We start from the raw sequence: 20,506 nt of genomic DNA, 5'->3' as shown, positions 1-20,506 counted from the left end.
CGTCATGCGCAGAACCGCCGAGGAGGCCGCGGAGACCCGCCGATCCCTGCTGGTCGCGGCCCTGGCGGAGTTCGCAGAACGCGGCTTCGCGACGGCGACCCTGAACGGCATCGCCACACGGGCGGGACTCACCCGCGGCGCCCTCTACCACCACTTCACCGACAAGGCCACGCTCTGCCTGGCGGCGATCAACGAGCTGTGGGCCGAGTCGGCGACGCCCGTCTGGAGCCGGCTCGACGGCCCGGAACCGCCCGTCGAGCGGGTCGGCGGCTTCCTCGTGGCGTTCTTCACCGCACTGGAGGAGGACACGACGTTCCGCCAGGTCTACGCGCTGTCGATGCGCAGTGCCGAGGGCGTGCCCGAGCTGGAGAAGGGCCTGCACGACAAGCAGGTCGTCATGGAGGGCTGGCGGCGGCAGTTGTCCGGACTGCTGAGCACCGCCGAGCTGCGGCCCGGCGTCAGCCCGGACACCGCGGCACTCGCGATCATCACCTCGGCCAACGGCACCGCGGCCACGTGGCTGGCCTGTCCCGGGCTGTTCTCGCCCGCGAGGGAGGCAAGGGCGCTCACCGACGCGATCGTGCGCGGCATTAGCAACTGAGGTTGACTAGAACGAAATTAGTCAACTACGGTTGCTTGCGTTCCTTCGGGGTGCGCGAGGCCGGCATCGGCGTGCCCGGAAATCCCCTTATCTGAGGACGATGAATGAAACGGGTAGCTGCTGTGCTCGCCGCGCTCGCGGTGGGAACCGGGACGCTGACCGGCGTCTCCCACGCCGACGACGCCCTCGGCCGCTTCTACGGGCAGGAGGTCACGTGGACCGCCTGCGCAGACACCGCCCTGGACCAGGCGGGCGCCCAGTGCGCCCAGGTCGAGGTGCCTTTGGACTACTCCGCGCCGCGGGGCCGTACCCTCAAGATCGCGATCTCCAGGATCAAGGCGAGCGACACCGCGCGGCGGCGCGGGATCATGCTCTCCAACCCCGGCGGGCCGGGCGGGGCGGGGCTGCACTTCATGCTGTACGTGCGCGGCGGCCTGACCCCCGAGGTCGCCTCACGCTACGACCTGATCGGCATGGACCCGCGGGGCGTCGGGCGCAGCGCGGCGATCGACTGCGACTGGCCCGTCGGGCACATGCTCTGGTCGGCCGGGCTCACCAGGCGGGACTTCCGCGACGCCGTACGGACTCAGGAGGATCTCGCGCGGCGGTGCGAACGGAAGGAGGGCGACCGGATCGCCCACATCACCACCCGCAACACCGCGCGCGACATGGACGTCATCCGCGGCGCACTCGGCGAGCCCAAGACGTCCTACCTGGGCTTCTCCTACGGCACCTACCTCGGCGCGGTCTACACGCAGATGTTCCCGCGGCGCGCCGACCGGATCGTGCTGGACAGCGCGGTCGATCCCGCCTCCTACATGGCCGCGTCGATCAAGAAGCAGGGGCCGGTCAACGAGGCCGCGCTCGACGACTGGGCCGCCTGGACCGCGGCCCGCGACGCCGACTACGGCCTCGGCACGACCGGCGCGCGGGTACGGGCCCGGGTCGAGGGCCTGGTCAGGCAGGCGGCCAGCTCGCCCATCCGGATCGGCGCGCACCTGCTGGACGCGCGGTTCCTGCCGATGACGCTGTTCACGCTGCTGCAGGACGCCCGCTACAACGCCCACCTGGCGGCGCGGGTCCGGCAGATCGCGGACGCGGCCGAGGGAAAGCCCGTCCAGCCGACCGCCGACTTCGACCAAGAACTGCGCCTGCACCTGAACGGCGAGCCGCAGGACCTCTCCAGCCAGGGCGCGGTCATCTGCGGTGACACGAGCGCGCCGCGGAATCCGGAAGGGTACTGGCGCGACATTCAGCGCAGCCGGGCCACCCAGCCGGTGTTCGGGGCCTACGCGAACAACATCACGGCGTGCGCGTTCTGGCGGGCGCCGCTGGAGCCGCGGACCGTGGTGCGCAACGACGTGCCCGCGCTGATCGTGCAGGCCACGCGGGACACCAGGACCGTCTACCAGGAAGGGGTGGCGCTGCGGCGGGCCATGTCGGGCTCGCGGCTGGTCACGCTGCGGGACGTGCGCATGCACGGGATCCTGGGCCGGCTGCGGAACGCCTGCGTGGAGGAGGCGGTCAACACCTACTTCCGCGACGGCGTCCTGCCCGCAGCCGACCTCACCTGCCGCGGCTAGGAGTCGCCCTCGAACAGGCTCGTGACGCTGCCGTCGCTGAAGACCTCGGTGATCGCGCGGGCGATCAGCGGGGCGATGGACAGCACGGTCAGCTTGTCGAAGAGCTGGTGCTCGCGCAGCGGCAGCGTGTTGGTCACGATGACCTCGGAGATGCGCGAGTTCTTCAGCCGGTCGACGGCCGGGTCGGAGAAGACGGCGTGGGTGGCCGCCACGATCACGTCGGTGGCCCCCTGCTCGTAGAGGGCGTCGGCGGCCTTGCAGATGGTGCCGGCCGTGTCGATCATGTCGTCGATCAGCACACAGGTACGGCCGCGCACCTTGCCGACCACCTCGTTGACCTTCACCTGGTTGGCGACGTCGAGGTCGCGGCGCTTGTGGATGAAGGCCATCGGGGTGCCGAGCGTGTCCGCCCAGCGCTCCGACAGCCGCACGCGGCCGGTGTCGGGCGAGACGATCGTGGTGTTCTCCAGGTCGAGCTTGTCCTTGAGGTAGCGCTCAAGGACGGGCATGGCGAACAGGTGGTCCACCGGGCCGTCGAAGAAGCCCTGGATCTGCGAGGTGTGCAGGTCGATCGACATCAGCCGGTCGGCGCCCGCCGTCTTGAACATGTCGGCCATCAGGCGGGCGGTGATCGGCTCGCGGCCGCGGCCCTTCTTGTCCTGGCGGGCGTAGCCGAAGAACGGCATGACCACGGTGATGCGCTTGGCGGAGGCCCGCTTCAGCGCGTCGACCATGATGAGCTGTTCCATGATCCACTTGTTGATGGGGGCGGTGTGGCTCTGGATGACGAAGGCGTCGCAGCCGCGTACCGACTCCAGGTAGCGGGCGTAGATCTCACCGTTGGCGAAGTCGTGGAGCTTGGTCGGGGTGAGCGACACGCCGACGTTGTTGGCCACTTCCTCGGCCAGCTCGGGGTAGGCCCGGCCGGAGAAGAGCATCAGCTCTTTCTCACCTGGCTGCTTGATGCTGGTCACGTGCCACTCTCCCGCTGCTCTTGCTCGGCCAGCGCCCGTTCGGCGGCCGCGGCCGATTTCGTGCCCGCGCGCCTGCGCAAGACCCATTTCTCGATGTTGCGCTGCCGCGCTCTCGCCACCCCGATCGCTCCGGGTGGCACGTCGCCGTCGATGACGGACCCGGCTGCCGTGTAGGCGCCGTCTCCGACCGTCACCGGAGCGACGAGCATGCTGTCGCACCCCACGAACGCGCCGTCGCGCACGGTGGTGCGATGTTTGTTCACGCCGTCGTAGTTGACGAAGATCACCGCGGCGCCGATGTTCACGTCGTCGCCGATCGTGGCGTCGCCCGCGTACGACAGGTGCGGCACCTTGGAACGTTCGCCGACCTGCGTGTTCTTCATCTCCACGAACGTCCCGGCCTTGGACTTGCGGCCGAGGACGGTGCCGGGGCGCAGGTAGGCGTACGGGCCGACGCTGGCGCCGGGGCCGACCTCGGCGCTGTCGCAGACCGCGTTGCGCACGACGGCGCCGGGGCCGACGGTGGTGTCGGTGAGCGTGGTGGCCGGGCCGATCTCGGCGCCCTCCCCCACGACGGTCTCGCCGTGGAGCTGGGTTCCGGGGTGGATCACGGCGTCGGGCGCCAGCCGTACCTGGACGTCCACCCAGGTGGAGGCGGGGTCGACGACGGTGACGCCGCCGCGCATGTGGGATTCGAGCACGCGCTGGTTGAGCACCTTGCGCACGAACGCGAGCTGCACGCGGTCGTTGACGCCCTCGACCTCGACGTAGTCGGCGGCCACGTGCGCGCCGACGCGGTGGCCGTCCTCGCGCAGGATCGACAGCACGTCGGTGAGGTACTCCTCGCCCTGCGCGTTGTCCGTCGACACCCGCTTGACCGCGTCGGCCAGCAGGAGGCCGTCGAAGGCGTAGATGCCGGAGTTCATCTCGTCGATGGCGCGCTGGTCGTCGGTGGCGTCCTTGTGCTCGACGATCTGCAGCACGGCGCCGGACTCGTCGCGGACGATCCGCCCGTACCCGGTCGGGTCGGGCACCCGTGCGGTCAGCACGGTGACGGCGTTGCCGTCGTCGGCGTGCTTGGCGAGCAGCGCGGCGAGCGTCTCGGCGCGCAGCAGCGGCACGTCGCCGTACGTGACCAGGACCGTGCCGTTGATCGTGCCCGTCTCCTCCAGCACCGTGCGGACGGCGTGGCCGGTCCCGCGCTGCTCGCGCTGCACGACGGCGCGCGCGTCAGGGCTGGTCTCGGCGAGATGGGCGCCGACGCGCTCGCGCGCATGGCCGATGACGACGATCAGCCGCTCGGGTTTCAGGTCGCGGGCGGCCGCGAGCATGTGGTCGACCAAGGCACGGCCGCACACCTCGTGGAGGACTTTCGGGGTCTGGCTCTTCATCCGGGTGCCCTCGCCTGCGGCGAGGACGATGACGGCTGCCGGGCGCGGCACACTCACGGACTGAGGCTCCCTGTGGCTGGACGGATCAGGGCTGCTGGTACGGCTACCGCACCGCTACCCTCCCGACACGCTGAGGATACCTGCCCGGTCCCAGCTGTCTCCCAGCGGGAGGACGTTCACGGCTCCCGGAAGAGGACTCGAACCCCTACAAAGTGGACCAAAACCACTTGTCCTGCCGATTAGACGATCCGGGATTGAATCGGACACCAGTGGGGAGTCCGATCTCCACACCTAACGATACCGAGCCCTGAGAGGACTGCGCGCCCGGATATCCCTCGTGCGACACCCCACTAGGTCTCCCCTAAGGGTGGGGTGGGCACTACCCACCGCCCGGGTGCCGTCGGCAATGCCCCACACCCTCGACCGTTTCTAGGGTTTTTCCATGACCTTTTCGCGAAACATCCTGATCGGCGCGCTCGCGCTCGGCGTCCTTTCCGCCCCCGTGCTGGCCACTGCCGCGAACGCCCGCACCGCCGACCGGGGCGATGTCGTCTCCGTCACCCAGGTGGAGAAGTTGAGCAGGAGCCAGGTCGCCGACCGGCTCAAGGCCACGGGCATCGACCCGGCGCGGGCCGAGCACGGCGTCAACGCCTACCGTGTGGTGTACCGCACCGTTGACCCCAAGGGACGGCCCACCGTGGCCAGCCAGTTGGTCGCCCTGCCGGATGACGGCCGGCGAGACCTGCGGGTGGTGTCCTGGCTGCACGGCACCACCGTGTACCGGGGTGACGTGGCCTCGATGAAGAAGGAGTCGACCGACCGCGCCGCGGCCCTGCTGTTCGCCTCGACCGGCCGGGCGGTGTCCGCGCCCGACTACCTGGGCCTGGGCGAGGGCCCCGGACTCCACCCCTATGGCGACCCGCGCAGCACGGTGACCGCCCCGCTGGACGCCCTGCGCGCCACCCGCATCGTGGCGGCCGGGCAGAACCGCCGCCTCGACCGGCGTGTACTGGTCAGCGGCTTCTCCCAGGGCGGCCCCGCGACCATGATGGTCGGCAGGGCGCTGCAGCAGGGCCGGGACCGCTACTTCCGGCTGGGCGCCCTGGCCCCGGTCGGCGGCCCCTTCAACCTCACCGCCTTCGAGACCGCCGCCGCCAACGACAAGGTCCGCATGGCCTCGCTCTATCTCGCCTATTTCGCGATCGCCGCCGACCGCTACACCGACATCTACCGCACACCCTCAGAGGTCTTCCGCGCCCCCTACGACAAGCAGGCCGAGACCCTCTTCGACGGCGAGCACCAGCCCCAGGAGATCGCCCAGGCCCTGCCGCCGACCTCCGCCAAGCTGTTCACCCCCGCCTTCCTCGACCGGGTGCGCAACCCGACCGGCCCGATCAAGCGGCTGTTCACCACCCTCGACTCCACCTGCGACTGGAAGCCGGGCGTCCCGGTCGCGCTCTACCACGCCACCGGCGACGCCGACGTGGCCATCGACAACTCCCGCTACTGCCTCAAGCGGCTCACGTCGTACGGCGCCGCCGCCACCCTGACCGACCTCGGTGGCCTCGACCACAACCAGAGCGTCCGCAAGGCCCTCCCGATGGTGGTCAAGACGTTCGACCGGGCGTGATCGCCGCGGGAGTCCTAGGTAAATGAACGGCCTTAGGGCTTCCTTACTTACGACAGCGTAGGTTACGTTTGCGTAGCCAGGACATTCTCCCCATACACGTCGTGAGAGGTAGCCCATGACCGTTGTTGCCGAGCGTTCCGCTCCCGGTCCCAAGCCGGACGCCGATCCGGAGCCCAGGACCAAGGTCGAGCTTCTGACCTTCGGCCTGGTGGTGGGCCTGCCGCTGGTCGCCATCGCGGCCGCGGTGCCGTTCGCGTGGGGGTGGGGGCTCGGCTGGACGGACGTGGCGATCGCCTTCGTCTTCTACATCGTCTCCGGCCTCGGCGTCACCGTCGGCCTGCACCGGTACTTCACCCACGGCTCGTTCAAGGCCAAGCGCCCGCTGAAGATCGCGCTCGGCATCGCGGGCAGCCTGTCGCTCGAGATGTCCGTGCTCGACTGGGTGGCCACCCACCGCAAGCACCACAAGTTCTCCGACAAGGAAGGCGACCCGCACTCGCCGTGGCGCTTCGGCCCCGGCTTCAAGTCGCTGACGAAGGGCCTGCTCTACGCCCACATGGGCTGGATGTTCGACGCCGAGCGGACCAACCGGGAGAAGTACGCCCCCGACCTGGTCAAGGACGACGACGTCGTCAAGCTGCACAAGTGGTTCGGGGCGCTGGCCATCACCTCGATCTTCCTGCCGGGCATCATCGGCGGCCTGCTCACCTGGTCCTGGCAGGGCGCGCTGACCGCGCTGTTCTGGGGCTCGCTGGTCCGCATCGGCCTGCTGCACCACGTCACCTGGTCGATCAACTCCATCTGCCACGTGTTCGGCGAGGAGGAATTCCAGGTACGCGACAAGTCGCGCAACGTCTGGTGGCTGGCGATCCCGTCCTTCGGCGAGTCGTGGCACAACCTGCACCATTCGGACCCCACCTGCGCCCGTCACGGCGCGCTCAAGGGGCAGATCGACCTCAGCGCCGGCCTGATCCGGATCTTCGAGAAGCTGGGCTGGGTCCACGACGTACGCTGGCCGACCCCCGAGCGTCTGGCGGCGAAGCGCATTGCCTGAGGCGACCGCTGTGTCGGCGGGCACTGCAATTATGGAGAATGTGACCACCGAACCCCGATCTCGCAGACGCATGTCAGGAAGAGAACGCCGAGAGCAGCTGATCCGCATCAGCCGCACGCTCTTCGCCGAAAAGGGGTTCGACGGGACCTCTATCGAGGAGATCGCGGCCACCGCCCAGGTCTCCAAGCCGGTCGTGTACGAGCACTTCGGCGGCAAGGAGGGCGTCTACGCGGTCGTCGTGGACCGGGAGATGCAGAAGCTCCTGGGCATGATCACCTCGGCCCTGGCGGCGTCCCACTCACTGATCAAGCTGGAGCGGGCGGCACTGGCGCTGCTGCAGTACATCGAGGAGAGCAGCGAGGGGTTCCGCATCCTGGTGCGCGACTCCCACGCCGCCTCGGGCACCGGCACGTTCGCGAGCCTGATCAGCGAGATCGCCAGCCAGGTGGAGGACGTGCTCGCCGACGAGTTCGCCGGCCGGGGCTACGACCCGAAACTCGCCCCCATGTACGCGCAGATGCTGGTCGGCATGGTGGCACTCACCGGCCAGTGGTGGCTCGACGTGCGCAAGCCGGGGCGCGAGGAGGTCGCCGCGCACCTGGTCAACCTGGCCTGGAACGGCCTGACCGGGCTCAACCCCCAGCCGCGCATCACCGCCGCCACCCGCGAGGGCGCCGAGCTCGCGGTCACCGCGCCGCCGCGGGCCAGCGAGAAGGAGCTGCGCGAGCTGGAGAAGCAGCGTGAGCGCGAGGCCAAGGAGGCCGAGAAGCTCCGTCAGCGCGAACTGAAGGAGGCGGAGAAGGCCAGGCTTCGCGAGCTCAAGGAGCGTGAACGGCTGCTCAAGGAAGCGGAGAAGGCACGTGAACGGGAGGACAAGCTGCGTCAGCGCGAGGCGCGGCTGGCGGAGCGGGCGGCCAAGTTGGGCCAGGGCGACCAGTCAGAGTAAGCCGTTGAGACGTCGTTAACGTTCTGTTCAATCAAACAGGGCATATTGCTCATATGTCCGCGGAACCGTTGCACCCAGGAAACGACTTGCCCTTGCCCCAGGAGCGGTTCCTCAACCGTGAGGAGAGCTGGCTTCAGTTCAACCAACGGGTCCTGGAACTGGCCGAAGACGACTCGCTACCCCTTCTGGAACGGGTGCGCTTCCTCGCGATCTTCGCGAGCAACCTGGATGAGTTCTTCCGGGTACGCGTGGCGGGTCTCAAGCGGCGCATGGCCACCGGCCTGCTGCTGCGGACCAAGAGCGGGCTGAAGCCCCGCGAGGAACTGGCCCGGATCGCCACGATCGCCGGCGACCTGGCCAAGCGGCACGCGGCGGGCTTCCACGAGCGGCTCAGCCCGCAACTCGCCGGAGAGGGCATCGAGATCGTCCGCTGGGACGACCTGGGCCGCGAGGAACGCACCGAGCTGCGCAAGCTGTTCCGCGAGCGCATCCGCCCCGTGCTCACGCCCTTGGCGGTGGATCCCGCCCACCCTTTTCCCTATATCTCCGGCCTGAGCCTCAACCTTGCCGTCGTGGTGCGGAATCCGACCAACGGTCACACGGTCTTCGCCCGGGTCAAGGTCCCGTCCCAGTTGCCGCGTTTCGTCACCGCCTCCAAGGATCGCTTCGTCCCGCTTGAGGATGTGATCGCCGCCCATCTCGGCCAGTTGTTCAAGGGCATGGAGATCGTCCAGCACCACGTCTTCCGCGTCACCCGCAACGAGGACCTCGACGTGGACGAGGACGTCACCGAGAACCTCATGAAGGCGCTGGAGAAGGAACTGCTCAAGCGCCGCTTCGGACCGCCGGTCCGGCTGGAGGTCGAGGACACGATCACCGCCGAGGTGCTCGACCTGCTCGTCGAGGAACTGGGCGTCGCGCCGCACGAGATCTACCGCGTCGCCGGGCCGCTCGACCTGACCGGACTGCACGCCATCGCCGACCTGGACCGCGGCGAGCTCAGCTACCGGCCGTTCGTGCCGGCGGAAGCCGTACACGCCGATGACGACGTCTTCGCCGTGCTGCGCGAGCGCGACGTGCTCCTGCACCACCCCTACGACTCCTTCGCGACCAGCGTGCAGCGCTTCATCGAGGAGGCGGCGACCGACCCGCGCGTACTGGCGATCAAGCAGACCCTCTACCGCACCAGCGGCGACTCCCCGATCGTGGACGCGCTCATCGAGGCCGCCGAGGCCGGCAAGCAGGTCGTCGTGGTGGTGGAGATCAAGGCCCGCTTCGACGAGCACGCCAACATCTCCTGGGCCCGCAAACTGGAGCGCGCGGGCTGCCACGTGGTCTACGGCGTCGTGGGCCTGAAGACCCACTGCAAACTCGCCCTCGTCGTACGGCAGGAGCCGTCCGGAGAGCTGCGCCGCTACTGCCACATCGGAACCGGCAACTACAACCCCAAGACGGCCAGGCACTACGAGGACTTCGGCCTGCTGACCTCGGACCCGCTGGTCGGCGAGGACGTCACCGACCTGTTCATCCACCTGACCGGCTACTCCAACCACTCCGCCTACCGCCGCCTGCTGGTCGCCCCGCACTCGCTGCGCGGCGGCCTGCTGGCCAGGATCGAACGGGAGATCGCCCACCAGCAGGCCGGGCGCCCCGCCAGGATCCGGATCAAGACGAACTCGCTGGTCGACGAGCCCCTGATCGACGCCCTCTACCGGGCCTCGCGCGCGGGCGTGCCGGTGGACCTGTGGGTACGCGGCATCTGCATCCTGCGTCCGGGTATCCCCGACCTGTCGGAGAACATCCGCGTACGCTCCATCCTCGGCCGCTTCCTGGAGCACTCGCGTGTCTACGAGTTCGGGCTCGGCCGCCGTCCCGAGGTGTGGGTGGGCAGCGCCGACCTCATGCGCCGCAACCTGGACCGCCGGGTCGAGGCCCTGGTCAAGGTGACCGGGCAGCAGCACAAGGCGTACCTCATCGAGCTGATGGACCTGGCGATGGCCGACACCACCAACGCGTGGTGGCTGAACGCCGACGGCACCTGGGTCCGGCACCAGGGCGAAGACCTGCAGACCCACCTCATCGGCACCCGCCGCTGGAGAACCGTTGATGACTGAGATCTTCCGGGCCGCCGGCGCCGTGGTGTGGCGAGGCGACGCGGAGAACCCCCACGTGGCGCTGATCCACCGTGAACGTTACAACGACTGGACCTTCCCCAAGGGCAAGCTGAAGACCGGCGAGCACATGATCGCCGCCGCGGTCCGCGAGGTGCGCGAGGAGACGGGCATCACCGCGCACCTGGGCCGCGCCCTGCCGCCGATCCACTATCTGTTCAAGGGCAGGCTGAAGCGCGTCGACTACTGGGCCGCGCAGGTGGCCGACGAAGCGCCGTTCGTACCGAACGACGAGGTCGACGCCCTGGAGTGGATGCCGATCGCCGAGGCCCGCACCCGCCTGACCTACTCCTGGGACGGCGGCCTCCTGCACGCGCTGACCGCCGTGCCGCTGCGCACCGTCCCCCTTGTCCTGGTACGGCATGGCGCCGCCGGATCCCGGCAGAACTGGAAGGGCGACGACGACCTGCGCCCGCTGGAGGCCGAGGGCTACGTCCAGGCGGTCACGCTCGCCCAGGTGCTGCCCGCCTACCGCCCCGAGGTGCTGCTCAGCTCGCCGAGCCTGCGCTGCGTGCAGACGATGGAGGCGTTCTCCACCGCCGTCACGACCGATCCGCTGCTCAGCGAGCGGCACCAGGACGCCGACAAGACGCCCGCGCTGGTGAACGGCATCACCGTGCCCGCCGCCGTCTGCAGCCACGGGAAGGTGCTGCCGCACCTCATCTCCGCGCTCAGCGGCGTCGACGTCCACCTGCGCAAGGGCGCCTTCGCCGTGCTGCACCGGGCCGGCACCAGGACGGTCAGCGTCGAACGCTATTCCACGTGACGGGCAGCTTCGCGAAGCCCTGGGTCAGCCGGCCGGTGTTCACCTCCAGCTCTCGCAGCGGGACGGCGAGCCGTAGGCCCTCGAAGCGCTGGAAGAGGCGGCTGAAGACCGCCTCCAGCTCGACCCTGGCCAGAGTGGCGCCGAGGCAGAAGCGCGGGCCGTAACCGAAGCCGAGGTGCGGGTCGCCGGGTTGGCGGTGCAGGTCGAAGACGTCGGGGTCGGAGAAGACCCGTTCGTCGCGGTTGGCGGCGTCGGTGGAGATCAGCACCGCCTCGCCCTTGCGGATGGTCAGCCCGCCGTACTCGACGTCCTCGCGGGCCCAGCGGGGGATGCCGTGCAGGCTGGGCACGGCCATGCGCAGGATCTCCTCGACCGCCGCGGGCGCCAGCGACGGGTCCGCCTCCAGCTCGGCGAGCTGGTCGGGACGCTCCAGCAGGAGCAGCACGCCGTAGTCGATGCGGCCGACGGTCGTCTCGTGGCCGGCGAACAGCAGGCCGCCGGCGAGCCGGGCGACCGTACCGTCGTCGTCGATGACCCCGGCGAGGTCGGTCAGCACGTCCTCGCCCGGCTCGCGGCGCTTCCGCTCGATCAGCCCGGCCATGTACGCGCCCATTTCGGCGCGGGCCGCCTCGCCCTTGACCGCGTCGTCGATGTCGCCCATGCGGATGGAGACCTCGCCGAAGTAGTCCCTGTCCTCGAACGGCACGCCGAGCAACTGGCAGATCACCAGCACCGGCAGCGGGAAGGACAGCTCGGCGTGCAGGTCGGCGGGCGGGGTCAGGCCGGCCAGGTGATCCAGGCGCTCCTCGACCAGCGTTCCGACGTGATCGGCCAGCGCCTTCATCCGGCGAGCGGAGAACGACGGCTGGAACAACCGCCGCATCCGCTCGTGGTCGGCCTTCTCGGTGGCGTGGTCGCCCGACGGGCCGCCCAGCAGCGCCGAGCCGGAGATGCGCGCGGCCTTCTCCGGCTCGGGGTGCGAGCGGCCGAGAAGCGGCTCGGCGAACAGTTTGCGGGCGTCCTCGTAGCCGCTGACCAGCCAGACTTCGTCGCCGGTCCGGGTACGGACCTTGGCTATGCCCTGCTGTAGTCGTAGCTCGCGGTAGGCGGCCGGAACGTCCAGAGGTGTGGTGCGCTCGAATGGGATGACGGGGAGCTCACTCATAGGATCTTTCTAACAGCCTCCACCGTCTTCTCCCAGACTGCCGGGAATTCGGCGTGTGCCCGCTCGGCGGTGCTCTTCTCCATGCCGATCAGCAGACCGTAGGTGAAGGTGTCCTCGCCCGCCTGCCGCGCGCTCTCGGCCTCCTTGGCGAGCGTCTCCTGCGCGACCACGCCGTCCTGATAGAGCCCCAGAATCTCCTGTACGGCCTCCGCGTGCTTGGCCAGCTTCTTCATCCCGAGCGCCTCGGCCGTGTAGCGGGCGCGCTTGGCCGCCTTGCGGACGTCGTGCATGGCGATCTCGCGGCGTTCCTCGTCCTCGATGGCCTGCGCGTGGTCGTAGGCGTCGGTGACCCGCTTCCAGTTCTTGGCCGCGACACCCTGGAGCGTCGCCTCGGCCGCCTTGCCCGCGGGCTTGGCCAGCTCGGGCTCGGCCACGAGCGCGTCGAGGCCGTCGAGCAGCGTGTAGTAGCGGTCGCCGCTCAGCGCCTCCCTGATCCGGTTGTAGGAGTCCTGCTCGCGCTTGAGCAGGTCCTCGCCCAGGCGTTCCTGGATGGGTCCGTGGACCAGCTCGGGGGCCAGCGAGCGCAGGAGGCCGGCGAACCTGGCCCTGGTCACCTCCAGGTCGCGGGCCTCGCCGAGGACCGTTCCCAGCCAGCGCAGCTCGTCCTGGAGGTGCTCGGTGCCGGTGACGATGCTCTTGAACGCCTTCAGCGCGCTGCGCATGCGCCTCGCCGCCACGCGGGCCTGGTGAACGGCGTCGTCCTCGGCCCGCCGTACCCTCGGATCCTGCGACAACAGTGCGCTGACCTGGCTGTCGAGGTAGTCCATGACGACCTCGCCCGCGGAGCCCGCCTTGGCGGGCCCGCCGGGACGGGGCGGCCGGTCGAGCAGCCGCGCGAGCTTGCTGGACGACTCGGCCGGTGTGGCGCCCGCCTTCATGAGACGTTTGCCCACCTTGGCGAGCACCGCCCGGTCCCCTTCGAGCAGCTCCGCCTCGACCTCGCGCCAGCGCTCCACACGCGGCTCGTCGCCGAACACGGTGCCCTTGACCCGGTCGTCGGCGATCTCCACCAGCGGGGTGCCGTCGACGGAGACGACCGTGACGTTCCTGCGGGTGTCCAGCTCGGCGACGGGCACGAGCTCCGCGCCCCGGGTGAACGCGCGCACAAGGTTCTCCAGCGGCGCCGGGACGACCTTGGTGCTGCGCGTCAGCGGGTGGGTGATCTCCTGGCGCGCTCCCTTGGCTTTGGGGAGTTTCAGGTGCCAGCCGGGATCGGAGCCGCCTCGCCTGCGCCGCAACGTGATCCCTCGAGCCGCCAGCCGCAGGTCGGGAGTGTCGTAATAGAGCGCGACGAGCTGATAGCCCTTCGGCCCGTCCACGTCACCGATCTTGCTCAGGTCCGGGATGGCGTAGTCGTCGGCGACGTCGAACTTGTCTTCGATCTCGATGCCCACAGCACCTCGCAAGTGTCCGATTTCGGAACATCATGCCACTGGAAGGTTAACTTCACACGACCTGCAGGAGCTCGATTCTGTTCCCCACGGGGTCGGTGACGTAGACGCGGCGATATCCGGGGAAGAGCAGGTCCACCTCGCCTTCGGGCAGTTCGTCCACCAGGAACGCGGGATGGGCCTTGCCGGCCGGGCGGAAGTCCTCCTCGATGCCGAGGTGCACCTCCACGCCGTCGCCCCGGAACCAGGCGCCGCCGCGCTTGGCCAGCTCCGGCGGCTTCGGCACCTCGGTGAGGCCGAGGAAGCCGGAATAGAACTCCCTGAGCTGCGGCTCGCTGCCCTTCGGCGCCGCGAGCTGGACATGGTGCATGGCGATGAGCTTCACGCGTGCGCCTCCTCTTTGCTGGCCACTACGAAGATGCGCCGGAAGGGGAAGGCGGTGCCGTACTCCTTGCGAGGATATGCCGCATCGAAGAGCTTTTTGAGGTCCCGTTTGAAGGAGGTCTGCTCGCCGGGGTTGAGCCGGTCGAGTACGGGACGCAGGGCGGTGCCGGAAACCCAGGTCAGCACGGCGTCCTCGCCCTGGAGCAACTGGACGTAGGTGGTCTCCCAGGCGTCGACGCGGGCGCCCATGGCGCTGAGCAGTTCCATGTACTCCACGGGCGTGGAGACCGGCGCGCCGCGGTCGAACTCGCCGAGCTTGTCGCGCCAGGTGTCACTGCGGCACAGTTCGCGGATCAGCACGTGGCTGGGCGCGTCGAAGTTGCCCGGCACCTGGAAGGCCAGCCAGCCGCCGTCGGCGAGCGCGTCGACCCAGTGTCCGAGCAGGTCGCGGTGGGTGGGCACCCACTGGAGCACCGCGTTGGAGACCAGGACGTCCACCGGCCGGTCGGGACGCCACAGGGTGACGTCGGCCACGGTGAACCTGCCGCCGGTCTCGCGGGCCTTGGCGATCATCGCGGGCGAGGAGTCGAATCCCTCGACCGTCGCCCCCGGCCAGCGTTCGGACAGCGCCATGGTGAGCTCGCCGGTGCCGCAACCGGCATCTACGACATACTGGGGTGCGTCGGCCTGGATTCTGGCGGTCAACTCAAAGAACGGCCGTGACCGCTCGTCGGCGTAGCGTTCGTACGTTGACGGGTCCCAGATATCTCTCGACATAAAGATATTTGATATCGAGATATGTATCTCGATGTCAAGACAGTACACTGCATCCATGACGGATGCGCACGAGTCCCTTGACGAGGTCGACCGGCTGGTCGCCGCCTGGCGGACCGAGCGGCCCGACCTCGACGTCGAACCCCTCCAGGTGCTCTCCCGCGTCTCCCGCCTAGCCAAGCACCTCGACCGGGCCCGCCGCGCCGCCTTTGCCGAGCACGACCTCGAACCATGGGAGTTCGACGTGCTGACGGCGCTGCGGCGAGCGGGCAAACCCTACGAACTGTCCCCCGGCGCCCTCCTGCGCGCCACGCTGGTGACGTCGGGCACCATGACCAACCGCATCGACCGCCTGGCCCAGGCCGGCCTCGTCCGCCGCCGCCCCGACCCGGAGGACCGGCGCGGCGTGCTCGTCTCGCTGACGGACACGGGACTGCAGCGGGTGGACTCGGCGTTCTCCGGCTTGCTACGCCGCGAACACGACCTCCTCGCCGGCCTCGACGGCCCCGACCAACGCACCCTCGCCGCCCTCCTCCGCACCCTCCTCGCCCCCTTCGACGCAACCTCCTCCAACTGACCGCCCCCTCTCCCCGGCCGCGCCCCAGGGTTACGGCGCTCTGCCCTCACGCCCCAGGGTTACGGCGCTCTGCCGTCACGCCCCTCGCGGTGTTACGGCGCTCTGCCATCCCGCCCTCTTAGGCTCTATGCGCGCTGCCGTCACGCCTCCTCAGGCTCTATGCGCGCTGCCGTCACACCCCCTCAGGGTTACGGCTTGCGCCCGGTTGCCCGCACCACCGCCGTGGGCGCGCGACCGTCGAGCGCCGGTCGTGAAGGCTCACGGGGTGCCCGCCGCAACGACTCCGCCCTTGCCCACCCCAAGCCCACGGCACCACCCACGCCCTCCAGCAGCGGCCACCACGCCCTCCAGGAGCGTCCACCCACGCCCTCCAGAAGCGCCCACCCACTCCCTCCAGGAGCGTCCACCCACGCTTTTCGGGCGCCGCGCGGCGGGCTCCGGCGCCCTTCTACGGTGCTCAGCCCACCAGGGTGGCCCCTGCTACCCGGCTCCCCCTTGCGCCTGGCGCCATCCCCTACCCGGCGGCGCCCCCTGCCTGGCACCGGCCCCTACCCGGCTCCCCTTGTGCCTGGCGCCGTACCTTACCCGGCGTCGTCCCCTGCCTGGCGCCGTTCCCTGGCTGGCGGCGTTGGTTGTTTGCCAGGGGTGGGGTGGGTTACTCGCCGAGGCGGTCGGCGGTTTCCAGCCACTCGGCCTCGACGGTGTCCTTCTGGGTCTGGATGTCCCTCAGCTGGGCGTCCAGTGAGCCGAGCCTTTCGTAGTCGCTGGCCGCCGCTGCCATCTGTTCGTGGAGCTTCGCCTCCTGGCCGGTCAGCTTGTCCAGCTGGCGCTCCAGGCGGCTCAGTTCCTTGCGGAGTTCGCGTTCCTCCTTGGCCGACGGGCCCGAAGGGGTGGTAGCCGGCGAAGGGGTGGCGGGAGCCGTACCGGATGGGGCGGGGGCGGAGGCGAGGCGGGCGGTCAGGGCGGTGCCGGCCGCTCGGCGCTCCAGGTACTCGTCCACGCCGCCGGGCAGCATCGACAGCCTGCCGTCGCCCAGCAGCGCCACGCAGCGGTCGGCGACGCGCTCCAGGAAGTAGCGGTCGTGGCTGACCAGGATCAACGTGCCGGGCCAGCCGTCGAGCAGGTCTTCGAGCTCGTTGAGCGTCTCGATGTCGAGGTCGTTGGTGGGCTCGTCGAGCAGCAGCACGTTGGGGTCGTCCATGAGCAGGCGCAGCAACTGCAGCCGCCGCCGCTCCCCTCCCGACAGCTCGCCGACGACCTTCCACTGCGCCTCGCCCTTGAACCCGAGGCGTTCGAGCAGCTGGGAGGCGGTCCACTCGCGCTTGCCGACCTGGATGTACTTGCGGATCTCCTCGACCGTCTCCAGCACGCGGCGCGTCGGGTCCAGCTCGGTCAGTTCCTGCGACAGGTGTGCCAGACGGACCGTCCTGCCGCGCACCACGCGGCCCGTGTCCGGCTGGACCGTGTCCGCGAGCAGCCGCAGCACCGACGACTTGCCGGAGCCGTTGACGCCGATCAGCCCGATCCGGTCACCCGGCCCGAACTGCCACGTGCACGCGTCGAGCACCATCGGCCCGCTGCCGGGGCCACCGGCGTGGAGGGTGACGTCTTCGAGGTCGTACACCGTCTTGCCCAGCCGCGCCGTCGCGAACTTCACCAGCTCCACGCTCTCCCGCGCGGGCGGCTCGTTCGCGATCAGCGCCTGCGCGGCGTCGACGCGGAACTTCGGCTTCGAGGTACGCGCGGGCGGGCCCCGCCGCAGCCAGGCGATCTCCTTGCGCATGAGGTTCTGGCGGCGTTCCTCGGCGGCCTGGGCGATGCGTGCCCGCTCGGCCTTGGCCAGGACATACGCCGCGTAACCACCCTCATAGCGCTCGACCTTGCCATCGACGACCTCCCACGTCCGCGTGGAGACGGCGTCGAGGAACCACCGGTCGTGCGTCACCACCACGAGCGCGCTCTTACGCGTCGCCAGGTGCCCGGCCAGCCAGGCGATAGCCTCGATGTCCAGGTGGTTCGTGGGCTCGTCGAGCATGATCAGCTCGTGTTCGTCGATGAGCAGCTTGGCCAGCGCCGTACGCCGCCGCTCCCCACCCGACAACTCCGACGCCTTGGACTCCAGGTCAAGGTCGCCGATCAGGTTGGCCAGAATCTCCCGTACACCCTGGTCACCGGCCCACTCATGCTCGGCCCGCCCACCCAGCACGGTCTCGCGCACACTCAGCCCGGGATCCAACGTGTCCTGCTGCGACAGGACACCGATCCGCAGGCCACGGTTGTGCGTGACCCGGCCGCTGTCCGGTTTGACCGTACCGGAGATCACCGCCAGCAGAGTGGTCTTGCCACCGCCGTTACGCCCGACCACCCCGATCCGCTCACCGGCCTCCACCCCCAGGGAGAGATCGCTGAGCAACGGCTTGGGGCCGTAGGCATGGGAAACAGACTCAAGATTGACCAGATTCATGGCCGTCCCAGCGTACTGGCAACCCAACGCCACCCCATCCACCCTCCAAACCACCATCCACCCTCCAAACACCGTCCACCCTCCAACCCACCGGTCCTGCCCGCTTGGCTGCGCAGTGCCGGGCCTGCCCTGGCCAGGTGGGATTCGGGTCTCGGGTGGGCCCCTCGCCTGGCCGGGTATGCCGGTGTGCCTTTGGGGGTCAAGGGCGGAGTTGTTACGGCGAGTGCTCCGTGAGCCCTCACGACCATCGCTCGACAGACGTCCACCGGGTACGGCGGGGCGGGTGGGGCGGCGGAGCCGTAAGGGATGGAGGGCTTGAACGTTCAGAGCCGTAAGGGAGAGAAAGCCCGAACGTTCAGAAAGCACAGCGGACGAGCCGTAAGGGATGGGAGTCCTGAACGTTCAGAGATCAAAGACAGAGCGAATCAGATGAGATGGGCTCCGGGGGCGGGGCCCGTGGTGGGTGCGGCGGTGTGGCAGACGGCGGAGGCGGTGAGGGAGATGGCCAGGTCGCGGGCGTGTCCGGCGTCGGCGGCGAGGAACGCGCAGGTCGGGCCGGAGCCGGAGACGATGGCGCCCAGGGCGCCGAGTTCGCGGCCGGTTTCCAGGGTGCGGGCCAGGCTGCGGCGCAGCATGAGAGCGGCGGGCTGCAGGTCGTTGGTGAGGACGGCGCCCAGGGCGTGCGCGTCGCCGGTGCGCAGGGCGGTCAGCAGGGGCTCGCTGACCTGGGGCCAGCCGACCGCCTCGCCGGTGGCCTCGCGCAGTCGGTCGCACTCGGCATAGACCTTCGCCGTCGACAGGCCGCCGTCGGCGATGGCGAAGACCCAGTGGAAGGTTCCGTTCGTCTCCAGGCCGGTCAGCTGCTCGCCTCGGCCGGTGCCCACCGCCGTGCCGCCGAGTAGGGAGAACGGTACGTCGCTGCCCAGGTCGGCGGCGATCTCCATCAGGTCCTCGGGCGGCAGGCCGAGCCCCCACAGCTCGTTGCACGCCACCAGCGCGCCCGCCGCGTCGGCGCTGCCTCCGGCCATTCCGCCCGCCACCGGGATCGCCTTCCTGATGACCAGTTCGACGCCGTAGCCGCGGCCCGCGTGCTTGGCCAGCGCACGGGCGGCCTGGATGGCCAGGTTGCCGTCGTCGAGCGGCACCTGGTCGGCCCATTCGCCCTCGACGCCGACCTTGACGAGTTCGGACTCCCTGGCCTCGACCTCGTCGAAGATCGACACGGCGTGGAAGACGTTCACGAGGTCGTGGTAGCCGTCGTCACGCAAGGGGCCGACGGAAAGCTGCACGTTGACTTTGGCGGGCACCCGTACGGTCACCGAACTCATCGATCTGCTGCCACTTTCATCGCCTCGGGGTCGGGACCCTCGATGGTAGCGGGCTCCCGGCCGCCCCACGCCCCATCCCAAACCCGCACGTCACCCCCGGCCACACGTTTCGTCCGGAGATGATGCATCGTGGGCAGATGACGTTGATTTCGGTTATTGAGGTGCCGCAGTGGCGGTCGTCGGGATCCCGTACGGCGGAGCGCCTCGTCGAAGGGGCCAGGCTGCTGGCCGAGATGGTGCCCGGCGGGGACCGGGTGCGGGTGGAGGTGGCGGAAGGCTCCACCCCCGCTGAACTCGCGGTCACCGCCTCCCGGGTCCGTGCCGCGCGGGACGGCGCCCAGGGCTTCCCGGTGACGTTGGGCGGTGACTGCGGGGTCGACCTGGAGCCGATCGCCGCGGCCGTGCGCCGGTATGGGGAGCGGCTGGTGGTGCTGTGGTTCGACGCCCACGGGGACCTGAACACGCCGGACACCTCTCCTTCCGGGGCCTTTCACGGGATGGTGCTGCGGGCGCTCACCGGCGAGGGGCATCGTGAACTGCTGCCCGAGGTGAGCCTGGATCCTCGGCGGATCGTCCTCGCCGGGGCGCGGGACCTGGATGCGGCCGAGGTGTCGTTCATCGAGGAGCGCGGGGTTCGTCACCTTCGTGTGGAGGATCTGGCTGGTACGGACGCTCTTCCGGACGCGGTCGCGCAGGCCGGTACGGACGCTCTCCCAGACGCAGTTGCGCAAGGCGGTACGGACGCTCTTCCGGACGGGGTCGCGCGGGCCGGTGCGGACGCTCTTCTGGACGCGGTCGCGCGGGCCGGTGACGGGGAGGTCGCCGTCTACGTTCACATCGATCTGGATGTGCTGGATCCTGGGGAGTTCGCTTCCGTGGGGGCACCGGCTCGGGGTGGGTTGCGGGCAGGGCAGTTGCTGGGGCTGGTGGAGGCTGTGGCCGGCCGGTTCGAGATCGCCGGGCTCGGGATCACCGAGTACGAGCCCAACGACCCCGGCGACCAGGCCACCCTGACACCCCTGGTCGCCGCCCTGGTAAAGACCTGCACCCAGACCCCCTGACCCGACTCCCCCAAGCACACTGACCGACCGAGACGGCCAGCATGGGATGAGCCCATACCCGGTGATCCAGGTCTCGCCCACGCCCTCCGACCCGGAACCGCACACAATCGGGACCGCGCCCAAACTCGGTGACCGGCCGAGGCGGCCAGCATGGGGTGAGCCAGTCCGGCGAGACCCCACGACTTG

The 20,506-nt window shown here is 69.7% G+C and carries 17 protein-coding genes and 1 tRNA gene; 9 read left to right on the top strand and 9 right to left on the bottom strand.

The features are described from left to right. Positions 1–4: 4 nt before the first annotated feature. Both ACIBKY_RS22200 and ACIBKY_RS22195 read left to right on the top strand, forming a co-directional pair. Positions 5–601, top strand: coding sequence for a TetR family transcriptional regulator (locus ACIBKY_RS22200; protein WP_397098889.1), 597 nt, complete (start codon positions 5–7; stop codon positions 599–601). Positions 602–705: 104 nt separating this feature from the next. Next, entirely contained in the window at positions 706–2,184 is a 1,479-nt protein-coding gene (locus tag ACIBKY_RS22195) for an alpha/beta fold hydrolase (protein WP_397098887.1), read from the top strand. Here ACIBKY_RS22195 and ACIBKY_RS22190 read toward each other — a convergent pair. The 3 genes from ACIBKY_RS22190 to ACIBKY_RS22180 all read right to left on the bottom strand — a co-directional run bounded on the left by ACIBKY_RS22190 (position 2,181) and on the right by ACIBKY_RS22180 (position 4,803). Continuing rightward, the gene (locus tag ACIBKY_RS22190) at positions 2,181–3,158 is read right to left on the bottom strand and encodes a ribose-phosphate diphosphokinase (protein WP_184967496.1); all 978 of its coding nucleotides are present in this window, start codon (positions 3,156–3,158) and stop codon (positions 2,181–2,183) included. The genes ACIBKY_RS22195 and ACIBKY_RS22190 overlap by 4 nt on opposite strands. Continuing rightward, positions 3,155–4,606 (bottom strand): bifunctional UDP-N-acetylglucosamine diphosphorylase/glucosamine-1-phosphate N-acetyltransferase GlmU, encoded by a 1,452-nt coding sequence (gene glmU, locus ACIBKY_RS22185; protein ID WP_397098885.1) that lies wholly within the window; start codon positions 4,604–4,606, stop codon positions 3,155–3,157. The genes ACIBKY_RS22190 and glmU overlap by 4 nt, the downstream gene beginning before the upstream one ends. A 125-nt stretch (positions 4,607–4,731) precedes the next feature. Then, positions 4,732–4,803 (bottom strand) — tRNA-Gln (locus ACIBKY_RS22180). Positions 4,804–4,991: 188 nt separating this feature from the next. Between ACIBKY_RS22180 and ACIBKY_RS22175 the strand changes: the two genes are divergently transcribed. The 5 genes from ACIBKY_RS22175 (at position 4,992) to ACIBKY_RS22155 (ending at position 11,116) form a co-directional block, all read left to right on the top strand. Next, positions 4,992–6,179 (top strand): alpha/beta hydrolase family protein, encoded by a 1,188-nt coding sequence (locus ACIBKY_RS22175; protein ID WP_397098883.1) that lies wholly within the window; start codon positions 4,992–4,994, stop codon positions 6,177–6,179. Positions 6,180–6,294: 115 nt separating this feature from the next. Continuing rightward, a complete protein-coding gene (locus ACIBKY_RS22170; protein ID WP_397098882.1) occupies positions 6,295–7,233 on the top strand; it encodes an acyl-CoA desaturase in 939 nt (312 codons plus the stop codon). 70 nt (positions 7,234–7,303) lie between these two features. Beyond that, entirely contained in the window at positions 7,304–8,179 is an 876-nt protein-coding gene (locus tag ACIBKY_RS22165; protein ID WP_379637741.1) for a TetR family transcriptional regulator, read from the top strand. Positions 8,180–8,232: 53 nt separating this feature from the next. Further along, on the top strand, positions 8,233–10,293 hold the full coding sequence (locus ACIBKY_RS22160) for an RNA degradosome polyphosphate kinase (protein ID WP_397098880.1): 2,061 nt from the start codon (positions 8,233–8,235) through the stop codon (positions 10,291–10,293). After that, complete coding sequence (locus ACIBKY_RS22155) at positions 10,286–11,116, top strand: NUDIX domain-containing protein (protein WP_397098878.1); 831 nt, start codon at positions 10,286–10,288, stop codon at positions 11,114–11,116. The genes ACIBKY_RS22160 and ACIBKY_RS22155 overlap by 8 nt, the downstream gene beginning before the upstream one ends. On the opposite strand, the gene ACIBKY_RS22150 is transcribed toward ACIBKY_RS22155, so the two are convergent. From ACIBKY_RS22150 to ACIBKY_RS22135, 4 genes are read right to left on the bottom strand one after another with little or no spacing between them, the layout of a single operon-like run. Further along, positions 11,091–12,281, bottom strand: a complete 1,191-nt coding sequence (locus tag ACIBKY_RS22150) for a cytochrome P450 (protein WP_397098876.1) — start codon at positions 12,279–12,281, stop codon at positions 11,091–11,093. The two genes, ACIBKY_RS22155 and ACIBKY_RS22150, sit on opposite strands and share 26 nt — an antisense overlap. After that, entirely contained in the window at positions 12,278–13,735 is a 1,458-nt protein-coding gene (locus ACIBKY_RS22145) for a CHAD domain-containing protein (RefSeq protein WP_397098874.1), read from the bottom strand. The genes ACIBKY_RS22150 and ACIBKY_RS22145 overlap by 4 nt, the downstream gene beginning before the upstream one ends. 52 nt (positions 13,736–13,787) lie before the next feature. Continuing rightward, complete coding sequence (locus ACIBKY_RS22140) at positions 13,788–14,117, bottom strand: glyoxalase (protein WP_397098872.1); 330 nt, start codon at positions 14,115–14,117, stop codon at positions 13,788–13,790. Further along, entirely contained in the window at positions 14,114–14,893 is a 780-nt protein-coding gene (locus ACIBKY_RS22135) for a trans-aconitate 2-methyltransferase (RefSeq protein WP_397098870.1), read from the bottom strand. Before ACIBKY_RS22135 ends, ACIBKY_RS22140 begins: the two co-directional genes overlap by 4 nt. A gap of 55 nt (positions 14,894–14,948) precedes the next feature. Between ACIBKY_RS22135 and ACIBKY_RS22130 the strand changes: the two genes are divergently transcribed. Then, positions 14,949–15,467, top strand: coding sequence for a MarR family winged helix-turn-helix transcriptional regulator (locus ACIBKY_RS22130; RefSeq protein WP_397098868.1), 519 nt, complete (start codon positions 14,949–14,951; stop codon positions 15,465–15,467). 655 nt (positions 15,468–16,122) lie between these two features. Here the strand turns inward: ACIBKY_RS22130 and ACIBKY_RS22125 are convergent. Both ACIBKY_RS22125 and ACIBKY_RS22120 read right to left on the bottom strand, forming a co-directional pair. After that, positions 16,123–17,931, bottom strand: coding sequence for an ABC-F family ATP-binding cassette domain-containing protein (locus ACIBKY_RS22125; RefSeq protein ID WP_397098866.1), 1,809 nt, complete (start codon positions 17,929–17,931; stop codon positions 16,123–16,125). Positions 17,932–18,356: 425 nt separating this feature from the next. Beyond that, a complete protein-coding gene (locus tag ACIBKY_RS22120) occupies positions 18,357–19,259 on the bottom strand; it encodes a 4-(cytidine 5'-diphospho)-2-C-methyl-D-erythritol kinase (protein ID WP_397098864.1) in 903 nt (300 codons plus the stop codon). Between the two features lie 137 nt (positions 19,260–19,396). On the opposite strand from ACIBKY_RS22120, the gene ACIBKY_RS22115 reads away from it, so the two are divergent. Further along, a complete protein-coding gene (locus ACIBKY_RS22115; protein ID WP_397098862.1) occupies positions 19,397–20,320 on the top strand; it encodes an arginase family protein in 924 nt (307 codons plus the stop codon). The last annotated feature ends 186 nt before the right edge of the window (positions 20,321–20,506 follow it).

The sequence above is a fragment of the Nonomuraea sp. NPDC050394 genome (genome assembly GCF_044459065.1).
Lineage (GTDB): Bacteria > Actinomycetota > Actinomycetes > Streptosporangiales > Streptosporangiaceae > Nonomuraea.
Note: the sequence above shows the minus strand (reverse complement) of the source record. Positions and strands in the feature narration are given on the sequence as shown.